The sequence below is a fragment of the Bacillus sp. NPDC094106 genome, from assembly GCF_044764345.1.
In the GTDB taxonomy this organism is placed as follows: domain Bacteria; phylum Bacillota; class Bacilli; order Bacillales; family Bacillaceae_G; genus Bacillus_A.
Window position 1 is genome coordinate 21,556 of record NZ_JBIWHY010000024.1, and the last position, 22,268, is coordinate 43,823.

At 30.8% G+C, this 22,268-nt stretch carries 37 protein-coding genes; 4 read left to right on the forward strand and 33 right to left on the reverse strand.

Annotated elements, in window-relative coordinates; genetic code table 11:
* Window positions 1-2: 2 nt before the first annotated feature.
* Window positions 3-578 carry a hypothetical protein gene (locus ACIQ7L_RS24870; protein ID WP_400572458.1) on the reverse strand — a complete coding sequence of 192 codons (576 nt, stop codon included), beginning with the start codon at window positions 576-578 and terminating at the stop codon, window positions 3-5.
* Between the two features lie 232 nt (window positions 579-810).
* Here ACIQ7L_RS24870 and ACIQ7L_RS24875 point away from each other — a divergent pair, with 232 nt between their 5' ends.
* On the forward strand, window positions 811-1,881 hold the full coding sequence (locus ACIQ7L_RS24875; RefSeq protein ID WP_400572460.1) for a DUF262 domain-containing protein: 1,071 nt from the start codon (window positions 811-813) through the stop codon (window positions 1,879-1,881).
* Between the two features lie 18 nt (window positions 1,882-1,899).
* On the opposite strand, the gene ACIQ7L_RS24880 is transcribed toward ACIQ7L_RS24875, so the two are convergent.
* From ACIQ7L_RS24880 to ACIQ7L_RS24945, 14 genes are all read right to left on the reverse strand, one after another.
* The gene (locus ACIQ7L_RS24880; protein ID WP_400572462.1) at window positions 1,900-2,811 is read right to left on the reverse strand and encodes a hypothetical protein; all 912 of its coding nucleotides are present in this window, start codon (window positions 2,809-2,811) and stop codon (window positions 1,900-1,902) included.
* 221 nt (window positions 2,812-3,032) lie between these two features.
* On the reverse strand, window positions 3,033-3,437 hold the full coding sequence (locus ACIQ7L_RS24885; RefSeq protein ID WP_400572464.1) for a hypothetical protein: 405 nt from the start codon (window positions 3,435-3,437) through the stop codon (window positions 3,033-3,035).
* 414 nt (window positions 3,438-3,851) lie between these two features.
* Window positions 3,852-4,799, reverse strand: a complete 948-nt coding sequence (locus ACIQ7L_RS24890; RefSeq protein WP_400572465.1) for a hypothetical protein — start codon at window positions 4,797-4,799, stop codon at window positions 3,852-3,854.
* 119 nt (window positions 4,800-4,918) lie between these two features.
* A complete protein-coding gene (locus ACIQ7L_RS24895; RefSeq protein ID WP_400572467.1) occupies window positions 4,919-5,134 on the reverse strand; it encodes a hypothetical protein in 216 nt (71 codons plus the stop codon).
* Window positions 5,134-6,162, reverse strand: a complete 1,029-nt coding sequence (locus tag ACIQ7L_RS24900; protein WP_400572469.1) for a non-canonical purine NTP pyrophosphatase — start codon at window positions 6,160-6,162, stop codon at window positions 5,134-5,136. The genes ACIQ7L_RS24895 and ACIQ7L_RS24900 overlap by 1 nt, the downstream gene beginning before the upstream one ends.
* The gene (locus ACIQ7L_RS24905; protein WP_400572471.1) at window positions 6,155-6,382 is read right to left on the reverse strand and encodes a Panacea domain-containing protein; all 228 of its coding nucleotides are present in this window, start codon (window positions 6,380-6,382) and stop codon (window positions 6,155-6,157) included. The genes ACIQ7L_RS24900 and ACIQ7L_RS24905 overlap by 8 nt, the downstream gene beginning before the upstream one ends.
* Before the next feature lie 66 nt (window positions 6,383-6,448).
* Window positions 6,449-6,673: a hypothetical protein gene (locus ACIQ7L_RS24910; protein ID WP_400572473.1), complete on the reverse strand. Its 225-nt coding sequence runs from the start codon at window positions 6,671-6,673 to the stop codon at window positions 6,449-6,451.
* 22 nt (window positions 6,674-6,695) lie between these two features.
* Window positions 6,696-6,935 (reverse strand): hypothetical protein, encoded by a 240-nt coding sequence (locus tag ACIQ7L_RS24915; RefSeq protein WP_400572475.1) that lies wholly within the window; start codon window positions 6,933-6,935, stop codon window positions 6,696-6,698.
* Window positions 6,932-7,519 carry a hypothetical protein gene (locus ACIQ7L_RS24920; protein WP_400572477.1) on the reverse strand — a complete coding sequence of 196 codons (588 nt, stop codon included), beginning with the start codon at window positions 7,517-7,519 and terminating at the stop codon, window positions 6,932-6,934. The genes ACIQ7L_RS24915 and ACIQ7L_RS24920 overlap by 4 nt, the downstream gene beginning before the upstream one ends.
* 22 nt (window positions 7,520-7,541) lie before the next feature.
* Window positions 7,542-7,823 (reverse strand): hypothetical protein, encoded by a 282-nt coding sequence (locus ACIQ7L_RS24925; protein WP_400572479.1) that lies wholly within the window; start codon window positions 7,821-7,823, stop codon window positions 7,542-7,544.
* Window positions 7,813-8,115: a hypothetical protein gene (locus ACIQ7L_RS24930; RefSeq protein WP_400572481.1), complete on the reverse strand. Its 303-nt coding sequence runs from the start codon at window positions 8,113-8,115 to the stop codon at window positions 7,813-7,815. Before ACIQ7L_RS24930 ends, ACIQ7L_RS24925 begins: the two co-directional genes overlap by 11 nt.
* A gap of 8 nt (window positions 8,116-8,123) precedes the next feature.
* Window positions 8,124-8,423, reverse strand: a complete 300-nt coding sequence (locus ACIQ7L_RS24935) for a hypothetical protein (protein WP_400572483.1) — start codon at window positions 8,421-8,423, stop codon at window positions 8,124-8,126.
* A 69-nt stretch (window positions 8,424-8,492) separates the two neighbouring features.
* Window positions 8,493-8,909: a hypothetical protein gene (locus ACIQ7L_RS24940; protein ID WP_400572485.1), complete on the reverse strand. Its 417-nt coding sequence runs from the start codon at window positions 8,907-8,909 to the stop codon at window positions 8,493-8,495.
* A 34-nt stretch (window positions 8,910-8,943) separates the two neighbouring features.
* On the reverse strand, window positions 8,944-9,240 hold the full coding sequence (locus tag ACIQ7L_RS24945; RefSeq protein WP_400572487.1) for a hypothetical protein: 297 nt from the start codon (window positions 9,238-9,240) through the stop codon (window positions 8,944-8,946).
* Between the two features lie 159 nt (window positions 9,241-9,399).
* On the opposite strand from ACIQ7L_RS24945, the gene ACIQ7L_RS24950 reads away from it, so the two are divergent.
* Window positions 9,400-9,612 carry a hypothetical protein gene (locus tag ACIQ7L_RS24950; protein WP_400572489.1) on the forward strand — a complete coding sequence of 71 codons (213 nt, stop codon included), beginning with the start codon at window positions 9,400-9,402 and terminating at the stop codon, window positions 9,610-9,612.
* 124 nt (window positions 9,613-9,736) lie between these two features.
* On the opposite strand, the gene ACIQ7L_RS24955 is transcribed toward ACIQ7L_RS24950, so the two are convergent.
* The 18 genes from ACIQ7L_RS24955 to ACIQ7L_RS25040 all read right to left on the reverse strand — a co-directional run bounded on the left by ACIQ7L_RS24955 (window position 9,737) and on the right by ACIQ7L_RS25040 (window position 21,261).
* Window positions 9,737-10,042, reverse strand: a complete 306-nt coding sequence (locus ACIQ7L_RS24955; RefSeq protein WP_400572491.1) for a hypothetical protein — start codon at window positions 10,040-10,042, stop codon at window positions 9,737-9,739.
* A 142-nt stretch (window positions 10,043-10,184) separates the two neighbouring features.
* Window positions 10,185-11,444, reverse strand: a complete 1,260-nt coding sequence (gene iscB, locus ACIQ7L_RS24960) for an RNA-guided endonuclease IscB (protein ID WP_400572493.1) — start codon at window positions 11,442-11,444, stop codon at window positions 10,185-10,187.
* Between the two features lie 231 nt (window positions 11,445-11,675).
* Window positions 11,676-12,041: a hypothetical protein gene (locus tag ACIQ7L_RS24965; protein WP_400572495.1), complete on the reverse strand. Its 366-nt coding sequence runs from the start codon at window positions 12,039-12,041 to the stop codon at window positions 11,676-11,678.
* Window positions 12,042-12,461: 420 nt separating this feature from the next.
* Entirely contained in the window at window positions 12,462-12,626 is a 165-nt protein-coding gene (locus tag ACIQ7L_RS24970) for a hypothetical protein (RefSeq protein ID WP_400572496.1), read from the reverse strand.
* 23 nt (window positions 12,627-12,649) lie between these two features.
* Window positions 12,650-13,201, reverse strand: coding sequence for a hypothetical protein (locus tag ACIQ7L_RS24975; RefSeq protein ID WP_400572498.1), 552 nt, complete (start codon window positions 13,199-13,201; stop codon window positions 12,650-12,652).
* A gap of 18 nt (window positions 13,202-13,219) precedes the next feature.
* Window positions 13,220-13,675: a hypothetical protein gene (locus ACIQ7L_RS24980; protein ID WP_400572499.1), complete on the reverse strand. Its 456-nt coding sequence runs from the start codon at window positions 13,673-13,675 to the stop codon at window positions 13,220-13,222.
* A gap of 268 nt (window positions 13,676-13,943) precedes the next feature.
* Complete coding sequence (locus ACIQ7L_RS24985; RefSeq protein ID WP_400572501.1) at window positions 13,944-14,432, reverse strand: hypothetical protein; 489 nt, start codon at window positions 14,430-14,432, stop codon at window positions 13,944-13,946.
* Between the two features lie 18 nt (window positions 14,433-14,450).
* The gene (locus ACIQ7L_RS24990) at window positions 14,451-14,681 is read right to left on the reverse strand and encodes a hypothetical protein (RefSeq protein ID WP_400572502.1); all 231 of its coding nucleotides are present in this window, start codon (window positions 14,679-14,681) and stop codon (window positions 14,451-14,453) included.
* A gap of 126 nt (window positions 14,682-14,807) precedes the next feature.
* On the reverse strand, window positions 14,808-15,782 hold the full coding sequence (locus ACIQ7L_RS24995) for a hypothetical protein (protein WP_400572504.1): 975 nt from the start codon (window positions 15,780-15,782) through the stop codon (window positions 14,808-14,810).
* Between the two features lie 24 nt (window positions 15,783-15,806).
* A complete protein-coding gene (locus tag ACIQ7L_RS25000; RefSeq protein WP_400572506.1) occupies window positions 15,807-16,016 on the reverse strand; it encodes a hypothetical protein in 210 nt (69 codons plus the stop codon).
* A 77-nt stretch (window positions 16,017-16,093) separates the two neighbouring features.
* On the reverse strand, window positions 16,094-17,071 hold the full coding sequence (locus ACIQ7L_RS25005; RefSeq protein WP_400572508.1) for a hypothetical protein: 978 nt from the start codon (window positions 17,069-17,071) through the stop codon (window positions 16,094-16,096).
* Entirely contained in the window at window positions 17,068-17,778 is a 711-nt protein-coding gene (locus ACIQ7L_RS25010) for a hypothetical protein (protein ID WP_400572510.1), read from the reverse strand. The genes ACIQ7L_RS25005 and ACIQ7L_RS25010 overlap by 4 nt, the downstream gene beginning before the upstream one ends.
* 12 nt (window positions 17,779-17,790) lie before the next feature.
* Complete coding sequence (locus ACIQ7L_RS25015; protein ID WP_400572511.1) at window positions 17,791-18,252, reverse strand: hypothetical protein; 462 nt, start codon at window positions 18,250-18,252, stop codon at window positions 17,791-17,793.
* Window positions 18,239-18,424 carry a hypothetical protein gene (locus ACIQ7L_RS25020; RefSeq protein ID WP_400572513.1) on the reverse strand — a complete coding sequence of 62 codons (186 nt, stop codon included), beginning with the start codon at window positions 18,422-18,424 and terminating at the stop codon, window positions 18,239-18,241. Before ACIQ7L_RS25020 ends, ACIQ7L_RS25015 begins: the two co-directional genes overlap by 14 nt.
* A 13-nt stretch (window positions 18,425-18,437) precedes the next feature.
* Window positions 18,438-19,037, reverse strand: coding sequence for a class I SAM-dependent methyltransferase (locus ACIQ7L_RS25025; RefSeq protein WP_400572515.1), 600 nt, complete (start codon window positions 19,035-19,037; stop codon window positions 18,438-18,440).
* A gap of 73 nt (window positions 19,038-19,110) precedes the next feature.
* The gene (locus ACIQ7L_RS25030) at window positions 19,111-20,340 is read right to left on the reverse strand and encodes a hypothetical protein (RefSeq protein WP_400572516.1); all 1,230 of its coding nucleotides are present in this window, start codon (window positions 20,338-20,340) and stop codon (window positions 19,111-19,113) included.
* Between the two features lie 89 nt (window positions 20,341-20,429).
* Complete coding sequence (locus ACIQ7L_RS25035; RefSeq protein WP_400572518.1) at window positions 20,430-20,864, reverse strand: hypothetical protein; 435 nt, start codon at window positions 20,862-20,864, stop codon at window positions 20,430-20,432.
* Between the two features lie 22 nt (window positions 20,865-20,886).
* On the reverse strand, window positions 20,887-21,261 hold the full coding sequence (locus tag ACIQ7L_RS25040) for a hypothetical protein (RefSeq protein ID WP_400572520.1): 375 nt from the start codon (window positions 21,259-21,261) through the stop codon (window positions 20,887-20,889).
* Window positions 21,262-21,435: 174 nt separating this feature from the next.
* Between ACIQ7L_RS25040 and ACIQ7L_RS25045 the strand changes: the two genes are divergently transcribed.
* The gene (locus ACIQ7L_RS25045; RefSeq protein WP_400572521.1) at window positions 21,436-21,840 is read left to right on the forward strand and encodes a hypothetical protein; all 405 of its coding nucleotides are present in this window, start codon (window positions 21,436-21,438) and stop codon (window positions 21,838-21,840) included.
* A gap of 195 nt (window positions 21,841-22,035) precedes the next feature.
* A complete protein-coding gene (locus ACIQ7L_RS25050; protein ID WP_400572523.1) occupies window positions 22,036-22,257 on the forward strand; it encodes a hypothetical protein in 222 nt (73 codons plus the stop codon).
* Window positions 22,258-22,268: the final 11 nt, after the last annotated feature.

Genomic DNA, 22,268 nt, shown 5'->3' on the forward strand with positions numbered 1-22,268 from the left:
TTCTAAAAGAAAAATAAATCTTCTCTCTTATTTAATGATTGTATATATCTATTCATTTCATCATACAGTTCAAATAAGTCATCATCCATGTTATTTCCTTCAAAGAAGTTTTCTACTTGTAAAGTCCATATGTCTAATGCAATAGAATATGCAATCTTCATTTTAGATACTTTATGATTTACCTTCTTACAAATTATTGTATATGTCAACTTTTCCCTTTTTGTTTCTTTAATTATATCTGTATAAGGTTGTAATACATCCTCTATCAAATTCATTTCTACTATCATTTTAGGCTCAATATGTTCATCTAAATCATAATAAAAGAAATTTATTTCTTCTATATATCGTTGCATTTTTTCATATAATTCATCGGCCTCTGGATGCTCTAAAACAATTTCTCTTTTCATATCTAAATAAACATTCCATCCAAGCTCTGCATCACATTTTATATAAAAAAAGTAAGGGTAATATTCGATGTCAATACAAATCTTATCCTCTTGGGTTATCCACTTATAGGTAAGGTTGTTTTCTCTTAACAAAGCAGGTATTTTATCACAAATTGATTCAATTCCTTCCACTTGTACAACCTCCCTTTTACTTGATTTTCTTCCTTTATTTTATCGTCTTTATCCTATTCTTTCAATAGAAAAAGATAGAACATACAACATACTATAGTCAAACAGCATCTCAAGAAAGCCTTTCTTTTATTTTCAAATAGTTGTATACTGAATTCGAATATAAATTAAATTTTTATCATAAAACCCGTGTTCTAAGAATAAATAGATATGGAAGAAAGGATAAGGTGATTTTATGAATGAAGAACAAACTGTAAGGTTCAATAAGAAAAGTAACTTTGATTCAGAAAGATTACTAAAACGTTTCAAAACTCGCAAATTAAACTTTGATTTATCTATCCAACGTAAAGAAAACATTTGGGATAAAAAGAGACAGTCTCTATTAATCCATTCTATTTTATCCAACTACTATATTCCACCAATCGTAGCAATAAAAGATACTGATACATTAAGTGTATTAGATGGTAAACAGCGTTTAACTTCTCTATTTGCCTTTATGCAAGGGGACTTAGTTTTAGATAAGGCAACTCCTTCTATTGATGAAGAAAAGATTGCGGGATTAAAATTTGAAGATTTATCTGAAGAATTTCAGAAGGAAATAAATAAATACAAATTTGATTTTTCAATCTCTGAGAATTTAACTGAACAACAAATTGAAGAGTTATTTTTTAGATTGAATAATGGAGTAGCTCTAAGAACAATTGAGGTTACAAGAGCACTCTTAGGAAGTCGTATTATTTCTTTCTTAAAACGAATCACAGATTTCCCATTCTTCCAATATAAAATCAATATTACTCCCGCTCAAAGAAAACGTTATACAGACCAGGAAATTGTCTTACAAATATTAAAATTAATTTATGAACCTAATAGTGGTCTAAGTAAACGTGAAATGCAACCATTTATAAATAAGCTAAAGAGTGAAGATTTAAAAGCTCGCTTAAAGAGCCCTTTAGACAACGCTATTTTCTATTTAAATGAAGCTTTTCCTAAAAAAGAAAAGTTTTTAAAGAAAGTAAATATTCCTATGCTTATTATTTTGACTTTAGATATTATTAGAAGTAACCAAAATAATAAGGTCACTCCTATTAAATTTGGTGAATGGGCCGAAGATTTTTTCGAAAATACACCTGAGGCATATAGAAATGCTTGTCAATCTGGTTCAGCAAGTGCTCAAAACGTAAAAAAACGTTTATCATCTATGAGAAATCACTTCTGTAACTACTTTAACATTTCTTTAGAAGATTTAAATTTGCAAGATGATACAAAAAATAATGAAGAACAACAAAAATTAGATGCTGTAAAATAAAAATGAGCCAAATTCGGCTCATTTTTTTGTTTTATCATGTTCAGTTTCTTCCCCCTTAAGCAAGACAACTTTACCATTGTCAAATTCCTCAATTCGATAAATGCCTTTTGTTGTAATCATATCAAAGATTTGTTTGTCTCCTTCGATATTATATACAGTTAATTCTTCTACTTCTCCTATTTTATCTTTGTTGTCTTCGATATAATTTTGTGTACGTTTAGAAAAATCAGGTTTTGGATTACTTACACATACACTTGTTTTCTGTTCGCCTTTAACTTCCATCACTTTTATTACTTGTTGAAAGCGAGTAAAAAACTGATATGTTCCCTTTGTCGTTGTAATGATTTGTTCATTTGTTGTATTTGTATTTTCCACTTTCTTATATTCCCCATATTTATCTTTGTTTTGATGAATATACAGCAGGTTTTCAGGATAAACATCCATCTTCTTCTCTTTACTATATATTGATTGTCTTCTTGGGAATTCCTGTTCAATTTCTTTCACTTCATATTGCAAACCATTTTTATATGACAAATAAACAAAGTATACACCTTTTGTTGTATGTAATTTGTATACATCTAAATTTTGTTTATCTACATGCACAGTTCCTGCTCTTTTTTCAAATCTAAATTTTCCTATATCTAATTCATTGTGTTTATCAATGAACTTTGTTATTGTTTCTTGTGCCTTTTCATCATGCACCCGATAAGGATTTAATACCATATCCACTGATAATCCAATTATAGAAAGTATGAATAGGGTAATGATTGTTGTCAGTATAGGGTGAATTCTTCTTTCTTTATACAAAATATATATACCGTATGGAGGGAACAACCACATCCATAAAAGCAATTTTCCTTTTCTCTTCTTTTTTTGTTCGGGTTGGTCCTCTTCATTACGTTTTGATTTCTTTTTCTCTATACTCTTCATTTTCTCCGCTCCTTTCATATGATTTTAGTCTACTAATATATTCACTTGAACTGAATATAAAAACGGTTCGAGCTTGTTCAATAAAAAAAGAGCAAAATGGATTTGCTCTTAAACAAAATTTAGGATTGAAACGCCTTTGTTTATATAGACATTCGCTTGTTGTTCATTACATATGGCGAAATATTTTCATATAATTCAGTACTACCTTTCCGTTATCTAAATCATTTATCTCTACCATTCTTTGCATCTTGTCTTTGAGAAAACAATAGTACTCCTGGTAATGAAACGACAACATTAATAAAGAAAAATACAAACATGGATGCTCCTATTACCTCTTTACTAACGCCTATCTTAAGGTTCATCACAAGTAATGTACCCATTAGAGAAGCTAACACTTTTTGTTGAAAAGAAAAAACAGTATATCTAAAATCTTTATTCTTGATTGCTCCAGTTCCAAGTGACCCTAACACCACTAAGATATCTAATCCTACAACTGCCCAAATAAACTTAGAAAGCCCATTAAAAAAGGGCATAAAGTATATAGTTGCAAGAGCTATGATAGGAAGAATTACTGCAATAATTAATTCCTTTTTTGTAACATATGGTTCGTTTGCTGACATATTCATTTTGTACAGTCATCCTCCTTCGTAAATTTATCTAAAAATAGATAATTGATTAGGAATATACTTGTTTCATAGAAAAGAAACGTAATGCAGATAAGAAACGAAACAAATTTTGCGGAACTTGTACTCTGCAATAGATATTCAGTTATGAATACAATCGCAATAATAGATGCACAGGATTCAGTTTGCACACTTATAGTCCACTCGATTATCTTTTCTCTTTGCAAATGTTCATATTTGGTTACACTTATCCATACAGATGAGGAAAGCATTAGAATTATCATGGAAAACAGAGCAATCTCTTTAAAGTGCGAAGATACTACAAGTACAAATACTGAAGTTAAGAATGTTAGAAACAGCCAGTAACGACTGTCCTCTAACATCAATCCCTTTTCAGCATCTATATTGTCCTTTGTCTTATGCAGACTTTTCATCAGCTTTAATTGGTTCTAAAAATTTAGCCAATCTACCTTCGTGATAAAAAACTAAATCCTTTTCATTTAATGGCATATTATAAAAATCCTTGTAAATTTGAGGGAACTCTATATTAGGTACACAGACAAATTTATATTCATCAGAATACCCCATTGCATAATCTGCAAAACGCTTCGCAAAGTATTTCCCTGCGGAAACCAATTGAAATACTGTCACCTTCACACACAGCTCATTTTCAAACCAATCACCAATAAATGATTCGATTGCACTACCATTGAAGCTAATCGCTTTCTCTTTCGGAATTTCAAAAATAATCTCATCTCTTGAAAGCATTTTTACATCTTCTTCTTTACAAACATCATCTTGTAGCAATACTTGCAGAATTGAATATGTAAGATATTCTTCAATTTTGATTTGCTTTTTTGGATTTAAGTTACCAAAGATAACTTGACGAATATATTTAGATTGCATTAAATACTTTTCATCTGTAAAGATTTTTATTAAATCTTCATAAGAATCCATTCCCAAAACAAGAGAATTGTCATACCATTTTAAAGCCTGGAAATTAGCTGTTTTTAAATCTACAGAAACAAATACTTTACCCACATTTTCTTTTTGATAAATATTCTGTTTTGAAAATGAATGTTTTTGTACTTCATATTCTTCTAATCTATCATGATTAAAAATATCAAATGCATTTGTTTGTTTAATTGTGTTAGTTACTTTAACTTTCAATTGATTGTAATAATCCATAAAGCCTCGCTCTCCACCATGTCTTTCAACAGCATCCTTGAACATATTGTATTTTTGCTTTGTTTGATGTGTTTCATCATACAAATCTAAATAATACGAGAAATACGGCTCTTGAAACACTTTAATGGGTAAAGAGAAATCTTTTACAAATCTATTTTTTAAAGTTACTGATAACATAATTCCATCTCCGTTTCGTTGACTATAGTTGATATTATAATGTTATTCTACCTGTTTTGTCAATTAATTTTTACGAACAAAAGGCACACAATTTTGTGTGTCTTTTTCATTCTTATTATTTACTTAGCAAATACCTGAACATATGTATTCAATTTTCCATCTTTCATTTTACGAATGTTATGTTTCACTTCAGTAACCTGAAATTCTCCTTGAATATCATCTACATGTATATTTATTATTTCTCCTCTTCTTGGAATGGAATTGCAATCATATTCAATTACTGCTCTTTTATTAATAAAAAATTCAACACAAGTTAACTCAGTTCTATTTGTCATTATTCTTTCTCCTTTTGATAGTTGCCTTCCCAGGGCTTAATTGCCGCAATTGGAACAACCAAATAAGGCATTTCGTTTAGAAACCTATTTACTGCTTTTCTACGTGCAGAAAAACCATCTTTACTCCCCTGCTTCTCTAATTCATACAGTGTTTTGGATGTATCATCAGGAATGAAATAATTATCAAAGCCAAAAGATTCTTTTATTGGTTTGTTATTTACAATTCTTCCATAAACGACTCCTTCATATAAATAAATCCGATTCCCATCGTTTACGGCCAAACAAACTTTCCAAGTTGCTTTTTTACCTTCATATTTACTTATAGAGTCTAAAAGCCATTTGACATTTACTCCTACATCTTCACCATCAATAAATAGAGCGGTGTCTTCTACAATTCTCATTTTCCCCGCTTCTATAGACTTATACATAGCAACTACATCTACTGAAGGATGGTTCACTTCTGGAATATCTCGCCCTTTTTCAATATATATATTATGGATACCAAATCTTTGGAACTCTTTTAACTTGTTTTCATTCGAAGAAACTAAAATATATTGTGGCTTATTTTTGGGGTCATAATCTACAAATTCCGCATTATATAACCAATTAAAAGAAATCTGAGTTTTTATTTCTTCTTTCGTTTCAACATTTAATGCATATAACAAACCATTTATAATTTTATAAGCATGATTTCTATCATCAGAAACAGGCATCATCCAATGAGTTTCCATTCGAGCAATTGCCTGTATGCCTTGATAAGTCGATTCTGTATCTACATTAGACTCTACATTCAAAGACTCACTCGATAAGGTGTAACCTGATTCAATTGCATTTGCAAAAGCAGTTAGATTCCCCTTCTTTCTTAGCCATAGAAATACATTGGTAGCAAGAGAACTACTATCATCATTTACAACTTTGTCTAAAATAAAGTTAGCAAGAGTTACTTTACTCTCCATACCATCCTGAGAAAAAACAAGATTACTTTTAAAATACTGATGAACAAATAAAGGAATTGCAGGTTTATTCATTGTTATCCTCCATACTTCTTATTTCAGCTAATTCTTGCATGAAATACTCTTTTATTTTATCCACATCAATTTTGTCACTTTTACTTTTTTGAAGTCTTAAATCTTTTTTTATGGAAATCCATGGTGATTCTAACACAGGTAACTCTTCTAAAAAATTACCTGAATAATGTCCATACACTAACCATACAGAATCTATAACTTCTTTTCTTTTAGCATCCATTATTGTTTACACAACCTTATCAGTTGATGAATCTTAAATCTCTTCACCAAGCAAACTCTCTATATTTTAGAGGTTTCTTGTTCTATAGGCTATTTCCTCTATAAATTGCTCTTTCATTGATTCTATGTCAACAACGATATTTCTCTTCTCTTGATTTCTTACCTTTTTACTTAATATGAGCCAGGGCAAATCCACTTCTAAAAGATGATACAAGGAACTGTCTGAGCATTTTCCATACCTTGACCATATCCAATCAATGATAGCTTCTCTGTTTTTATCAATCACAGTCATGCACCTTTTCTTTATAAAATAATTAATTTAATTTATCATGATAGATAAATTCCATTTCAATCAAATCTAAAATGTCTTTTCTATTAAGTAGTTGCAGAGTTTGTACAATTCCTGTAAGCACACCATCATAGTGTTTTGCTCTGTGAGGTTTAGTCCTTTCCTGTATAGCACAAGTTACATAGTATTGAATCAATCCTCTTTCGTCATCTGTTAGTTTTGCTTTTAATATTTGAGGGGATTTCAGTTCTACAAGTTCAATCATCCTTCATTCTCCTGTTCTACTACTTTATTTTTCTCCAGTTCCTCCATTAAAGCTTGGATAGCTTCTAAATACTTAATCGGCTTTCCATAATATAAACCTTGTAATCCATTACATAAATCCATCCATTGTTCCCCTGTACCAAACTTAGGTTTCCACCAGTCCTTTTTTTCGACTTTAAACATAGGAAGCTCTTTCGAAATAATAAATGCTCTATAATGCTCTAAAATCCATTTTGCTTTGTCTGTACTACATGGAGAACCTTCAGCTTGTTCAATAAAGTTTTCCAAATGAAGTTCTACAAAATGATAATGCTTATATAAGAAGGACATGTCATAAAAAGAATTATCCTCTAACTCTGGATATAGATTCATAACACATACATCTAAGATATTATCAAGTTCGTAGTTTACTAAAGATTCAAACATAGATGGGTCTTTTATAAACTCTTTATATTTTGAAATGATTACATCAATCTCATGATGATATTTACGAACCATTTCGTTATTTGTACTGTTTGCAAGTGCCTGTAACATATTTGACATTAATGATTCTCGGTCTTTTTGATATTGAGTTTTTTCAGCCATTATTCTATATCTCCTCTATATATCATTTCTTTTGTCCTTCTCGATGAGTCATTGAAAACTCATCATTTGCTCTATCATGATAAATAATATATTCTTCATTTCTTTCCTTATCGGTAAGAATTTTTATATTGTCATTTATTTTCTTTATTGAAAACTTTTCATTTTCTTTTGTTTTTTCTTCTTTTGTAGCTGTGCCTTTTTCAACTTTTAATTGAGGTTCTGTATCTGATGGGTCACATGCTGATAAAAGAAACATACTTAGAAATACACTTAAGAAAACATACAAAAGCTTTTTATGTTTCATCTGTATTACCTTCTCCTTTCATATCAACAACTACATGACCTGTACCACCGCAATCTGGACATGGCAATCCACTATCACTTATATGCTCTCGATATGAGCCTGTTCCATTGCACCAACGACAGGACTGTAATATATGACTTGTTGGTATGATTTTATCTAATGTAGTTTTTATATCTCCCTCTTCGAAGAATTCTACATATATATACTCTGCATCCCTACCAATAACAAATCCTTGCTTCTTATTACCTTTTGAAATCTCAACATCTACTATTTGACCAGGTTTTAAATGCATCTCTCCCATCACTCCTTAGATTTTTCTGTTCGCTTCATTCCTTTAAATTCATCAGCAAAGAATAATGCACCTGAAAACTCTTTGTAATTAGGGTCTAATTCATATTCTTGTAAATCCTCTGTAACTACATGCATATTCCCAATCCAACTATCTGTAAGAGTCGTTTGATTATCAATAATAGCTTGCTTAAAACTATCATTACCTTGCCATAAACGTGCTTTTCCAATGTTCACATTTCCGTGACTGTAGTATTTTCCATATTCTTTAAAAAATGTCACCTTGATAGTTAAGTCTTCTCTTTCTTCCATACTACATACCTCCTTCTAAATAATAGGATTATACAATTTCATAACGATGAGACAAATCTTTCTGGTCATTCACTGTATATTCAATGTATCTCTTTTTTCTATGTCCACTTGCAAATATCCAAAATAAACCAAATACCCTAATGCATCTCTCTGTTCTTCAAATTTATCTGCCAGTAACATTTGTAGTTTTTCTTTTGAAATTGAAGGATTATTCATTACTGTGTTCAAAATAAAATCCTCTTGTTCGATTTGGTTGTTAATCATTCTTTTCCAAACATGATATACAATTGATTTTTTAGCTTTTCCACCGCATTCACTACATTCTGGGATTGCAAATCCAATCCATCCAAAGTTAACCTTCTTCGTCTTATTGAATTCATTCCCACACTTGCATTTGAATTGTTTAGGCTTTTGTTTCTTTACAGCCCCTCTTTTTGTATATAATTCTGGAAATTCCTGTTTAACTACAGATAACATATCTACCATTTTTATCTCTCCTCTTATCTTCCTATTACAGTGATTAAAGTGTTTTTATTTGTTTATTTTCCAATGCAGAACAAAAAATCTTAATTCTCTTCTCTTTATTTCTTTGCACTTGTTTTACCCCTTTGAAATGAGGGCAAATATGTCTTGATGAACCCCTACCACTCAATATTTGATAGCAAACACACATCTCATAAGAATCCTCACCATTCAATGGGATAGAACTTCTTTTTCCTTCTTGTCTTTGAATCGGACAATCTTCCATTTTTGCATAAACTTCATCGGACATATCGGATGTTGCATAGACAGTAGCAAAAACCTCTTTTTGATTCACTTTCATCTCTCCTCAGATTTTATTATTGACTATAGTATAACAACTATTTATATTTAAGTAAAATAAAATTTACATTTCACTAATTGTTATTGTGCGGGAATATTTAAAATCATTTTTTTATAATATTAAGTAAATATGATTAAAGGATGTGATAAATCTATGGAACAAAATTATATGATAAGTTTTTTATTCACAATTTTAGGCTCAATATTTCTTTTATTAGCTATTATATTAACCCTCAACATATTTTTATTTTCCTTTTTTATTGGAATTAGTATATTTTCAAATGTATCTGCTTATTTGTTGTGGATAAAAATCATAGAAGAGCAAAAGGAAACACCACACGAACAAAAAAAAGAAAAAGAGGAATGACATCAAATCATTCCCTTTTCATTTCTTTCATAAATTTACTGATATCTACTCCTGCAAAATTTAAAGCTGATAAGGAAATCGCTAATTCTGGTGTTTTTGCCTCAATAGCCATATAACCTCTCGATTATGGAATAGCAAATTCACACTCCCATAATACACCTTCAAAACTCAAATCGAAGTAATCTAATTCTTTTACAAGTTTTTCGTTTTGAATAAGACCCTTATCATTCGTTAACTGCTTTATAATCATATAAGCATCATTATGATTCGTAGTAGGCTCAAATAAACGCACAAAAATATAGTCGTCCTTCCCTTCATTTTTCATCCATCCTTCTTCTTCAAAAAGCCCACTTGCACCTACGCCTCGTTTAAATCCCATGACTTTTTCTGCAAGTAAAGTATTGATATGTTCTAATATCTCTTGTTTCAACTGAACCACTCCTTCTATAATCGACTACCATATATCTATTAACAATGCTCTGAAATTTCTTCCTCCACACCTTTTAATTTCAAGTTCATCAAATTCGCAACTCGTCTTTTTTCATCATATTTAGGCGAGGATACCCCGACTTCTAAGCGACAGCGTAAGTCGGGGAGGAATCGCTTTCTTTCCTTTCTATTAATAATGTTTGAGCATACTCAACCCTTTTGAGTTTCTTTACACTGGCCGAGGCATGTATCTTTGTACCATCTAACAAGCGAAGGTCAAAATAGCCTGTTTTTCGTCTTCCAAAGATAAAACACTCCTGTCCTTCATAGACCACTTTGTCAAATAACTGATACCCTTTTACATATCGTTCTGCTTTATTAGATTTACGGACTCCATTTTTACCAATTGTTGCTTTGTGTAATTGACGATTGTTCTTGCGAACAAACTTCAATAGGTACACCTCTTTGCTTGTCTTTGCTAATGGATATCCACTGATACAACGTGCATCCACTTTATGTGATTTTTCTAATTTGTGTGTAATACGTGTGTGCTTTGTGATATATCCATATGTGAGTTGTACATGTGGATATATCTCTTTTATTCCGTTATAGATAAACCAACGCATGATGGTCATCTGTGAGGCATCTCGCAATGTTTTTGTTTTTCGTTGAATGGTATGCTCTAAGCTTTTTTGATGAATCTCATCATGACACGTTTCACATAACGTAATCAAATTGTCTGGGCTGTCTCCACCTGTTTTACGACTCTCGATATGATGAACATTCAGAATTTTGTCCTTTTTCTTTCCTTTACAGCGTTGACAGGTATGCTTATCCCGAAAAAGGACATATTCCCTGACATTCCAAAAGCCCATTTGTTCACCTTGTTGATAGTCTTCTCCTTGAATAGAAGGATTTTTCAGAAGTTGCGTATCAAATTGAGCGACTTCTATTATTAGCCTTGTTACAGGAAGAATGCTATGCACAAGGTTCACCACTTTGATATGCGAATCGACTTTGTGTTGCACCGAAGGGGCTAACCATCCATGAGGTTTCTTACGGTTAAGAAACCTCGCTTTTCGATAACGTGTGGTACGACTTCTTCTTGCTCTACGAAATTGTAAGCGAGTCGCCAATAAGTCTTGTATATCTGTACGAAGCTGAACTTCTGCTTCGAATACTACCTTTTGTTCTGTGGTAGCGGAAACACCAATATGCTTCGTGCCAGCATCGACACCTAATGAAATAGGTTGTTTGTACCCACTACTTCCATATAAAAGTTGAATGGTAAACGGAGTACGTTTAACCACCTTTGCTTTTTGTTGTTGTAATAAAAGTCTTGCCTTTCTTGGTGAACAGGGCATCAAAGGATGTCCCTGTTGATTTAATGTGTATACGAACATAACGTATACCTCCTTTTGGAGTGATTTGCCTCATACCCAATGTTGGAAGAGCTTGTTGTGTCTACAGCACCGTTCCTACCCAACAGAACTTTTTAACCATAGACGACAGAGCTACAGACTTGAGGAGTATCCGTAGGTGTCATAACTCAACTAACGTAGCCTGTAACAGACTGAGGGTAGTCAATCAGGACTTTTACAAGCCCCCACTTCAACCGTTAGGTAAGTGGTGGGTTATTGACCTTCAATTTGCTCCTTAATTTTCTCGCATTGTTCTCTATAACACTTTCGACACTCTTCTTCTGTAAAGAAAATATTTAATGATGTTCCTGTAATAAAACGATAACCTGTATTATCATATGGACCAATAATTTTACTAATTGGTTTTTCCTTTTTTCCGATTGGTCTGAAATGATACTCAGAATAATAAACCGTTTTATTCTTCGGTAGTTTTTTATTATCAATCACAGCTACTTCTTGAGGTGGAATATGACGGATTGGTGATTCTAAAACATTGTTATGGCGATAATCACAAATCCATATTTTATCCCCCTCATTTACTTTTGAGCCTATCATTTTTTCAAATTCTTCATAATTCAAATCAATCGCTTCCTAAAAAATATTGTTTTAATTCCTTATAACAAAAGTGAATAATAAAAATCTTGGAATAGAACCATTCCAAGATTCACTCCTATTTACTGGTGATGGAATCAACAAAAATAATAACAACATGCCCAAACAAGAGCATTGACAGTTTGAGTAAAAACAAATAGTCCTGCCAAGAATACAGAATCCTTAATAAATGATTTTCCTTCACGAATCATAATGAATTTTTCCTTTTAAAATGAATTTTGAAGTAACAACTACTAATCAACTATTTAACACACAGCATGATAAAGTTCATTTGGTTCTATTTTTCCATTCTAATGTAACGTAAAGCTTATCAAGAAGGTCAGTACGCGCATGTCTCGTATATCTTGTAGAAACTTCAAATCCTTCTTTAAGCAACTCCTGAGCAATTTAATTTCGATGTGGTACCACTTTTCTATCTAATTCAACAGTTAGTGAATAAGCGCCTTTATCCACCTCTGTTTCTGCCATTCGGATAAGGAAGTCAATATATTTCTTGCTTGTCATTTCCTTGTTATTTTTACTTGCTCTCTCATGTAATTTCTTTGCAATCATTGCAATGTCACTCCTTAATACAATTAGAGATTTTGTAACAGTTTTAGGTACCAAACATCGTTAATATCAGCATCTGTAATTTCTTTCAATTCTTCTTCAGAATTAATTTTCCCCCACCAACTACCTGCACCATAAATAATTTCTTGTAATTCAGGAACAAATATTGCAGGGTTATAGTGTCTTTTAATAGATAATTCTTTACTTTCAGGATTATGAGAGATGAACAAACCAATATCAGCATCTCCTAAAAAAATACCTAAATAAGTTTTCCCACCATACTTTTCGTTACAAGGTCTAACCTTAACTAATTGACCACATTTCCCATTATATGTTTCTGTACGTATAGCCTTATCATTAGGTTTATCAATCCCGCTGATTTCCAAAGGATATTCTATAAATTTAGATATGAACTCTGAACAGTCGATTTGTTTAGCAATTTCTTCTTTATACTTACCGTCTGGAATATCACTAAAATCTCTTTGTCCTTTTTTGCAAACAGCCTTTAAATCTGTAAAACTATTACCATACTCTATACCATGATGCTTACAACGCTCACAGTTAACGACTCTTGTCATGGTTATTCGCTCCTATCTTTATAAAATTGATAACAAATACTCCTTAACAAACTCAATAAGAATATCTATATCTTCTTTTGATGTGTTTTCGTTCATTAAAAAGAAGTTAATCATGAGGTATTTGCTGTATTCACCATCACCATGATATTCATCTGCTACAACTACTTTTAATTCAATGTTTTCTCCAATAGGAACTAAGTACTCCTGAGAACCTGAGGTAATAGGAAAGTCTAATTCATATGGATATTTTTCAATTTTATTATCCTTAATATATTCATTCACAGCGTCCAATACATCTTCACATATATCTTCTTGAAACACACCAGGATAGTTAGGACATTTTTCTCGAAAGTAATCCGATAATTGATTATTTAATTCTGTTCTTTTTTGAATTACGTGAGATGTCATTGCTACTACAAGCCCTTGTTCTTCTGCATCTCTTACAATTGCCCATTCTGATTTTTGAAGTCCCATACTAAAAACATCCCTTTCTTTTTATTTCATTATTTTATTCTATAAAGAATCTAATTTTTCTTCTGTGTATGTATTAAGTTGCATACTTGATAATCTTGTTTTTGATTCAAGTAGAACTTTCATCCACTAAAGTGTTTCACTTTCCAGACCACCATCTAATGCAACCATCTTTACTTTCACTTCATTTGGATGCAAAACAACTAATGATTCTCTTGAAAGACCACTTTTTCTGCTAATTTATCATAGAATTGATTTAATACTTGTCCTTTCATTCCTGTTCATCTCCTGTCGTTACAATTTCAAAATGTTCTTGAAACCAATCATCCCATTCTCCTCTTGAATCTGATAACCCATGTGTTTTTTTAAATTCACTAATAGATTCAATGTATGCACCTTTTCTTATTAACGGATAAAATTGTCCTTTTTTAAAATCTCGTCTTTCTGACTCAGCACTAACTACAGATTTAATGCATTTCAATTGTTTTTCACACTTTTTAAATCCTAAAACTTCATACCTTGCAGATATATCACTATGACTTAGGCACACTCGTTCTGATTCAGAACATCCATCTTCATCACAATAATTAAAATGACAGTAAGTATCATATTCAACATGGTTTGCATCAGTAATTAAAGGAACCTTTTTGATGAACCAATTCTCTTCACCATAATGAGCTTTAAATAATTGATTTGGTTTTGCATATGCAATAATATCTTCTAACTTTACAAATTCACCTTTTGTTAATGTTCTGACCATTATCGTTCACCTCATGATTTAATTGTGTAAAGGGACAATTCCTTGAGCTTCTATACAAAGGCCTACATGTTTTACCATCGTAGGATTGTTCATTTCTTTTACAATTGCTTCTGCGTCAGTCTTATTAAATGGAGTAGCTTTTTCTTTTTCATCTTCTCCAAATACATCCTCTATAAAGTGAGGTCGAGAAGAAAATCTTGCATATTTACCATTTATTAATTGAACGATATAAAGTTCATCATTTCTCATTGTAAATTCCTCCGTTCATTTATTAATTCTAAAAGAATTATATTATTTTTATAAACTATAGTCAATAATGTTTTGCTTATTTTAAAATCCAATAAAAAAGAGAGGTAAATCCTCTCTTTACTAAAGTTATTGTTTTTGTTTCGTACTTTCTGTTTGTTGCGTATTTTCTTCATCACCAAATTGAATATCAATATATTTTGCAAATGGCTTCATAGCTAAATTTCTTGCTTCTGTTTTCACTTGGTCATTATACTGTCCATTTTGTTTATCAATTAACGATATATATTCTTTTAGTAATTTACCAACCTCAGTTTTCTTATTTTCTTCTGCTAACGATTCAAGCTCTTTTTTAATTTCTTGTTTCATTTTTCCATCTTCAACAAAGAAAGTATGGTCAAGACCTAATAATATACTATATAGGTATCTACCATTTGAAGCCCAATGCTCTTTATAATTACCATCTTTCCATTTAGATTCTTTTGACTCAATTTCCTTGATTTGATTTACAATTTCTTTTAAATCAAATTTTTCTTTTTTTGAATCAAAAATTTCATGTTCACTTTGTCTCTGACTAAACTGAAGAAATTCTTTTAAACTTGTATTCATATATTTCTCGTAATTTTTAAGAACATAGTCATAATTAATTGCTAAATAAAATGTTTCTGACCCTTTGTCTTCTTTAACTTTTAGATGTAATTTTTTGGCTTCTTCTAACAATCCTTTTGCCAAACCTCCATCTAATTCTTCAATAGACTCTTCTTTTGTCAAATCTACTTTTTTATCTTTCATTGCATCCTGCAAGTCTTTTTGTAATGTATTCATTTTTACTTTCAACTCACTACTATCTTGTTGTAAAGAAAACATATAGGCATTGATTACATCCGTGGCATGTTCTTTATCTAATTGCATAATTTTATTTTTGAACTTAGCTTCTACTTCATATCCACTTTTTCTATCTGCAACCATCTTATTTACATCATTTACAAATGATGCTTGGTCCTTATCATCTAATTTATTTGTTGTATTTGTGCTACAACCGACTAAGATACTTGCTAACAAGCAAGTAATAGCAATTGGTTTTGAAATTTTTAAAACCAACATATTCAACCCCTCTCAAAATATTAATTATCGAAGTAATATATATACTCGAATAGCATCTTCAATTTCATCTTGTAAATGATTCATATCTATTTGGAGTTCATCATTAATTAAAATATCTGCAATTTTATCTGCATTTTTGATAAGCTCATCTTGGAATGCCTCATTAAATCCCTTTTTATATACTCCTTCTTTACAATAGCGAATTAATTCTTCTTTGATTTTTTCTTTTAACATATTCTCACTTCCTTACTTTTTATAATTTCCATATTTATTGTAGACAGATAAGAAGAAGTATATTTATATAATTGGTTTTATGATGGGTTACTTTCTTTGATACTAATAATCTTGTTCATTCCACGCTTAAAATCAATTTTAAAATGATGAATTCCTTTCTCTGTTGGAACAGAAAGTGTATATACTGTAACAGCTCTGACATTTTTATCATCATGCAGATACCCTGTGATTGCTTTCTTATTCATTTCTTGTTTCGTGAATTTAGATAACTGATATAAAGCAGATGCACTTTTCTCTGACAGCCCCATTTTTTTCGCAAGTTCAGCAAATTCAGGGCTATTTTCTTTTACTTCTTCATTTACTACTTGTTGATGCAATCCTTTACTATCCATGCTGTGCAAAAATGTATTTAGTTCTAATAGAAACTCATTATGAACATTTGATTCCATTGTGCTTTCTCCCATTAATGGAGACTCTGTGTGTTCAGATTCATGAATACTTCCTACCTTATTTGATTTTTCAATTTTTAACTTATCATTTAAAATCAATTCAATCGTCTGAATATCAAATGTTTTATCATCATCCACACTGTTGATATCAATTATCGCTTTATATTTTTCATTGTTATCAATCATCTGCTTTCCGAAAGCAGTTAATGTGATAGAATCTACTTTTCGATGTTCCTTTTTATACATATCAGCTAATGTTTCAAAAAAGGCATCTTCATTCGATTCATAATTATTTGTAAAAACAGAATGCAACAATTTATACATACTTTTTCCATTTGACATCGCTTTTAAATAGGAATCTTTTTCTTTTATGATAGATTCTATTGTTTTTAATTGATTATCCATAGAGTCTAATGAATCTAATTCATTTTGAATATCTTCTATTTTCAGTCCTGCAATTTTAGGGATTTTCTTCTCTTTTTCTTCAGGCTTTATTTCTTTGACAAATGACTTAAATGGGATTTTATAGTATGTACAACCAGACATAACAATAGAGCTACTTAAAACCATTGCACATAGGGTTATTATTTTTACTCTGCGATTCATCCAATCACCTCTTTCTTAAAATCAAGAAAGTCATGTTTTTGAGATTCAAATGTTGGAACCCCGCCTAAAATTTCAAATGTAATAAATACAGGGTTAGGAAGATAGCTTAGCAAGATGTTGTAATCAAGTAATCCATCCTTTAATTTTCGAGCAACCAATGTATTTTTTTCTGTTTTCTTTAAGTTTGCAAGATGTAATTCTTTTACATTTATCCAATTAATCTTTTGTAGCACATCAATAAAATGAGAGTCATCATAGCCACAAGCGATATATAATTGTGGGATATCAATTGTCATTTTCACTTCATGACTAATCGCAATAACCTCTTCTGGCAGAGAAACATGTAATCTTGCATTACTTCGATTTTCTATAAAAACAGGACAATCTGTTTCTTCCTCAATTTTTAAACATAACTGTTTAAAGATATGCCATCCCATTTTCTTTTTTGAAGGAGGATGAATGGTAATTCCATAGACTTTTGTTTCTTTTTGGAGTAAATAAATAATCCTTATATACTCTTTATATCGAGACAAGATGTTGTTTTCACTATACCCTTTCTTTGTCCAATCTCCATGCAAAATAACAGGAAGTGGTGCATATGCCGTATATTTTTCAAGTGCTTCTTCCGCTGTTAAACCACAAATATCAAGTTGTACATAATCTGCTTGTGTAGAGGCTTTTTTTATACTCATTTGACCAAATTTCATTTTAATCTCTCCTTAATCAAGAAAACATCCATACCCAATAAATTCACGAAATCCAAGGCTTTCGATACCCAAATTTTTATATAAAAAATCTTTTGGCATTGAATAAGAAACGAACCACATAAATAACTGGAAACACATATCTGCATCTACATAATAAACATCTTCATTGGTTTTTACTTCAGTCGAGAAACCCATAGTTTTCCACTCATCTATAATTTCTTTATCTATAAAGTTATCTCCATAATCTGTTAAAAGCGGAATTGCGGTTTTTGTAGGTGAATCTTCTCTATTAAAATAAGCTTCATCATGCAACTTGTAGCCTAATTTCGTACATGTATTTTGATATGATTCTATTAACTTTTCTTTTTGATAATTTGTGACGATAACAAAGTCTTTAGACTGACCATGACCATCTCCACTATAATCTCCTATTGGGACTTTATACATATAAGGCAGAATATTATTTTTCTCCACCTTTCTCCCTCCCTAATAATAATGCAGAATAATCGTTACTATACTTCTCTCTACATACTGAATATTGCACTTCCACAACCAGACCTTGTGATTGTAGTTCATCCACCGCTTTTTTAAACTCTTCATCAAATTCATTCGCATATGCCGAAATAAATCTATGGTCTTTAATCATATATATCCTCCTCTTATCCCTTTTCACAAATAGCTACAATACTATCGGGATAATTAATTAGCTTTTTTATTTTTAAATTGGATTTTTTAAGTAACGCTTCAAATGATTCTTTTGAAAAAGGCTTTTGAAATGTCCTCACATTCCCCTTCCCTAATACAAACCCATCCGAAAATGATTCAATCGTTTTTGCTTTCATGATAGATTTTTCTCTACGAACTTCAATGTAGGCAATACCTTCATTTTCAAGCAATAGGTTTATATTACTTAATACTTCAATTCGTTCGTGTTCTTTTGGAATTACATTTAGTACAAAACTACATAGAATACGAGAAAAACGATGAGATATTTTTAAGTCATATAAGTAAATAGATTGCCAAACCCCATGAAAAGAACTCATTTCTTCAGGACTCCAATGAAATACCTGCTTGGGTGTATCTAAAATATCTACTATAAATCCTTCATCTCTTAAAAACTTAGCATTGCGTAATCGACCTGCTCCATAATCAAGTACATTATGATTCATATAATTTGAATCACTGTATAAAAGACTTGTACTCTTTGAAATCCCATTTCTAATTGCAGTTTTTTCAACACTAATTTCAAAGTTTTTCAAAACTAAAACCTCCGTTATATATATTCAATCACATTACATTAACTATAGTCAATGTAAACACCTTAAAAAAGCCTTACACTGTAAGGACTTCACCTACTCTATTTTCATCTATAACAATTGAACTTCTTGATTTTAAATTCAATGCTTTTCTCAATTCAGGATTTAGTCTAAATACGACACCGTTTGTACCCGAAACAAGTTCTTTCCATATTTTATCCACCGTTTTTTCTTTCATTGTTGTCAGTGTTATCATTTTCTCTTTTGCCACAAAACCATATTCTTTATAGCAATGATGAAAATAATCCTCTAACATCTCTCGCTCATGCTTATGTTTCTTTGAACCACCAGAAGTTGTTTGAACATAAATGTCTTCTGAAAATTCATTTCCAAAAATTTGAGAAACCTTATCTTTTGTTAACGTATGATATTTAATATTATTTTGTATTAAAACTTGTGCTCTATCTTCTGCAATGTTAATTACATCTTCTATCGTTTCAACCATATAAAAAGAAATAATGTTCCGTTTTTCTTTATACTTCTTCATTTCTTCTTTCGCTTGGTTTAAAAATTCTAAAGGAATTTCATCCTCTTTCATCTTCCGAATAAATCCTAACACAGCAAACAAATTCATGAATTGATTGATGACAGATGTTGAAAAATTGGGGAAATAGTTGTATTTAAGATACTTTGTGGACACGAAAAAGATAGCTTGATTTTGATAACTCAAATGTTTGCTGACAAGCGTGTTTAATCCCACTCTATTTACTACTTTCAAAATTTCAAATCTATCTCCTATAAGTTTATATAAATGAGGATATCGTTTAGGCAATATACAATCCAAAGAATCAATGTTCTCTTCATATTTTTGTGCTTGAACATGTAGCCATTTATCTTCCCATATTAAACCGAATTGATGATTTGCAAGTCGAATCGTTTTACCAATTTTTTTGTTATAATACACACTTAGCAAATCTATTAAATCAAGTGAATTTGTAACGTCTGCTTTACTCCTTGTAAAATATCTGCAATGTCCTGTTTCACTCATACTAATCCACGCATGGTTTCCTTTAATGAATGGACATTCAAAGAAGCTATTCATTTCTGTCGCATTTATTATCACTTGTGTTAAGTCTACTCTTCCATAAATGTCACTAATATTTGAATATCCATATCGAACATTTTCAATAACTAATTCTGTTATTTTTTGCATATTCAATATTTCATTTCTTTTTTCATAGATTAAATTATGGATTCGATTTCTTTGGAACATGTTGATTGGGAAAAAATTAGGAATGTATTGCACTCAACATCCTCCTTTCATCACTTATTTACTATAGTCAATGAAATTATAGCACATATATTTTATATTTCAATCACATCATGTATGTTGTATTAAATATTTTTATACTTTTCCTTCAATGTCAAAACCTCATTCGGTAGTTTTTCATACCAAGCAGGTAAAGAAAATTTAAACAGGTAGTGACGGCAAGCCTTGTATTCTTTTTGTATTAACTTAAACGGATGTTTGTTTACATTATAAGCATTGCATTTAAAAACCGTCTCTAAGAATACAAGATACCTTTGAAAGCATCGCTGAACGACTTCAATAGAAGGTTTTTGTATACTCTTATCTCGAACAACCCCCAATCGACAACCAATTAAATATTCAAGAACACCTCGTTCTTCCATAATGGCTTCTTTTTCCGACAATTGAATCCCCCATGATTCCAATAATGAATGACCATATTTAGGGTTCTCAAATTGACGTAATATATCGTCATAATGATGTTGAATATCTGCTATTGCCTGAAAATACTTTACATGCACTTCTACACCACTCTTTTCTCTATTAATCTTCTAATATCGCTAACGATTCACTAACCACTTTAATTTCTTTTCCTAACACACATCGGATACTATATAAATCTATCCCGTAATTATATTGTGATAATTTCAATTCATCTGTAATATCTGCCCCATTAAATAGATTAAATGCAACAGCAATTATCATTCGTTTCTTTTCGTTGAACTCATTATTTAAAACTTCAAACAGTTTTTGATTGTACTCCATATAAGAACCGTCAAAAGAATACAGTTGGCTAATCATTTCATCTGAACATTCTATTGATGTTAACAAGTAGATGATTGCATGTTCTTTTTTTGATTTTATATAGGAAATAAAATGATTGTATTGTAACTGATGAGACTCATTAACAAAATTCATATATATTCACCCTTCTCTATAACTTTCGTTGTAAACAAATAGTATAACAATCATTAACTATAGTCAATGATTGGCATTTGTACGTGTAAAGAATTTTTTACTAAAAAGATTTATTTTTCTTTCTTAATTTGATATAATTGGAAGGTAGCATACCTAATAAAGGAGCTGTCCCTATTGAAATTAATTGTTTCTAAGCAAAGCAAGTCGAATGTCTTATCAAACATACACCCTGGACGAAGTACAACGTTGTTTCTTTCGGATGAAGAAATACATCTATCAAAAACATTAATAGAAAAAGAATTGTTCTTTATAAAAACACAACAATCAAAGTCTAAAGAAGAAAAGGATATTAAAAGTGTTTCATTTTGGAACCTGATGGAATCTATGTTTAAAACTACGCATAAAAAATTAAAACCTAAAACACAATTAAATTTTGGTGAGTTAGATAGTTACTACGGGGTTTTAGAAATGAGTGTAGTCGATATGACAAAATCAATATTCACACTGGAATCTATCAAGACAATACAATCTTTAAAATTAAAAATACAAGCTATACATCGTGAATGTATAGCTGAATAAAGGAAATATTTTTCATAAAAATTGGAGATAAGAAACTTGTCCTCATTGTGGAAGTTCAGTACAAAATGTTTAGGGCACAGTGGATACTTTCAATGGTCTGAAGGTTTGACCATAAAATAACATTAGTGTCCTATCAATGTAATTCTTATAATAATACATTCAAAAATTAGTCGGATAAATGAGAGGAAGATAAAATTGAAACAAAATGAAATAATAAAGATGTTAGAAAAATTAAGTATGAAAGAAAGAAAATCCTTGGAATCAGCAATTTCTGCCATTTATTTTGCGGATAAATCTGATTATCTTAGTTCCTTGTGGGAAATTGTAACAACAATTATCGGTGAGGATATTGATGAAGAAGGAGTAAACATAGAAAACATTCTAAAGCTTCTTGACCCTGCATTAATCAATAAATAATACTACATATA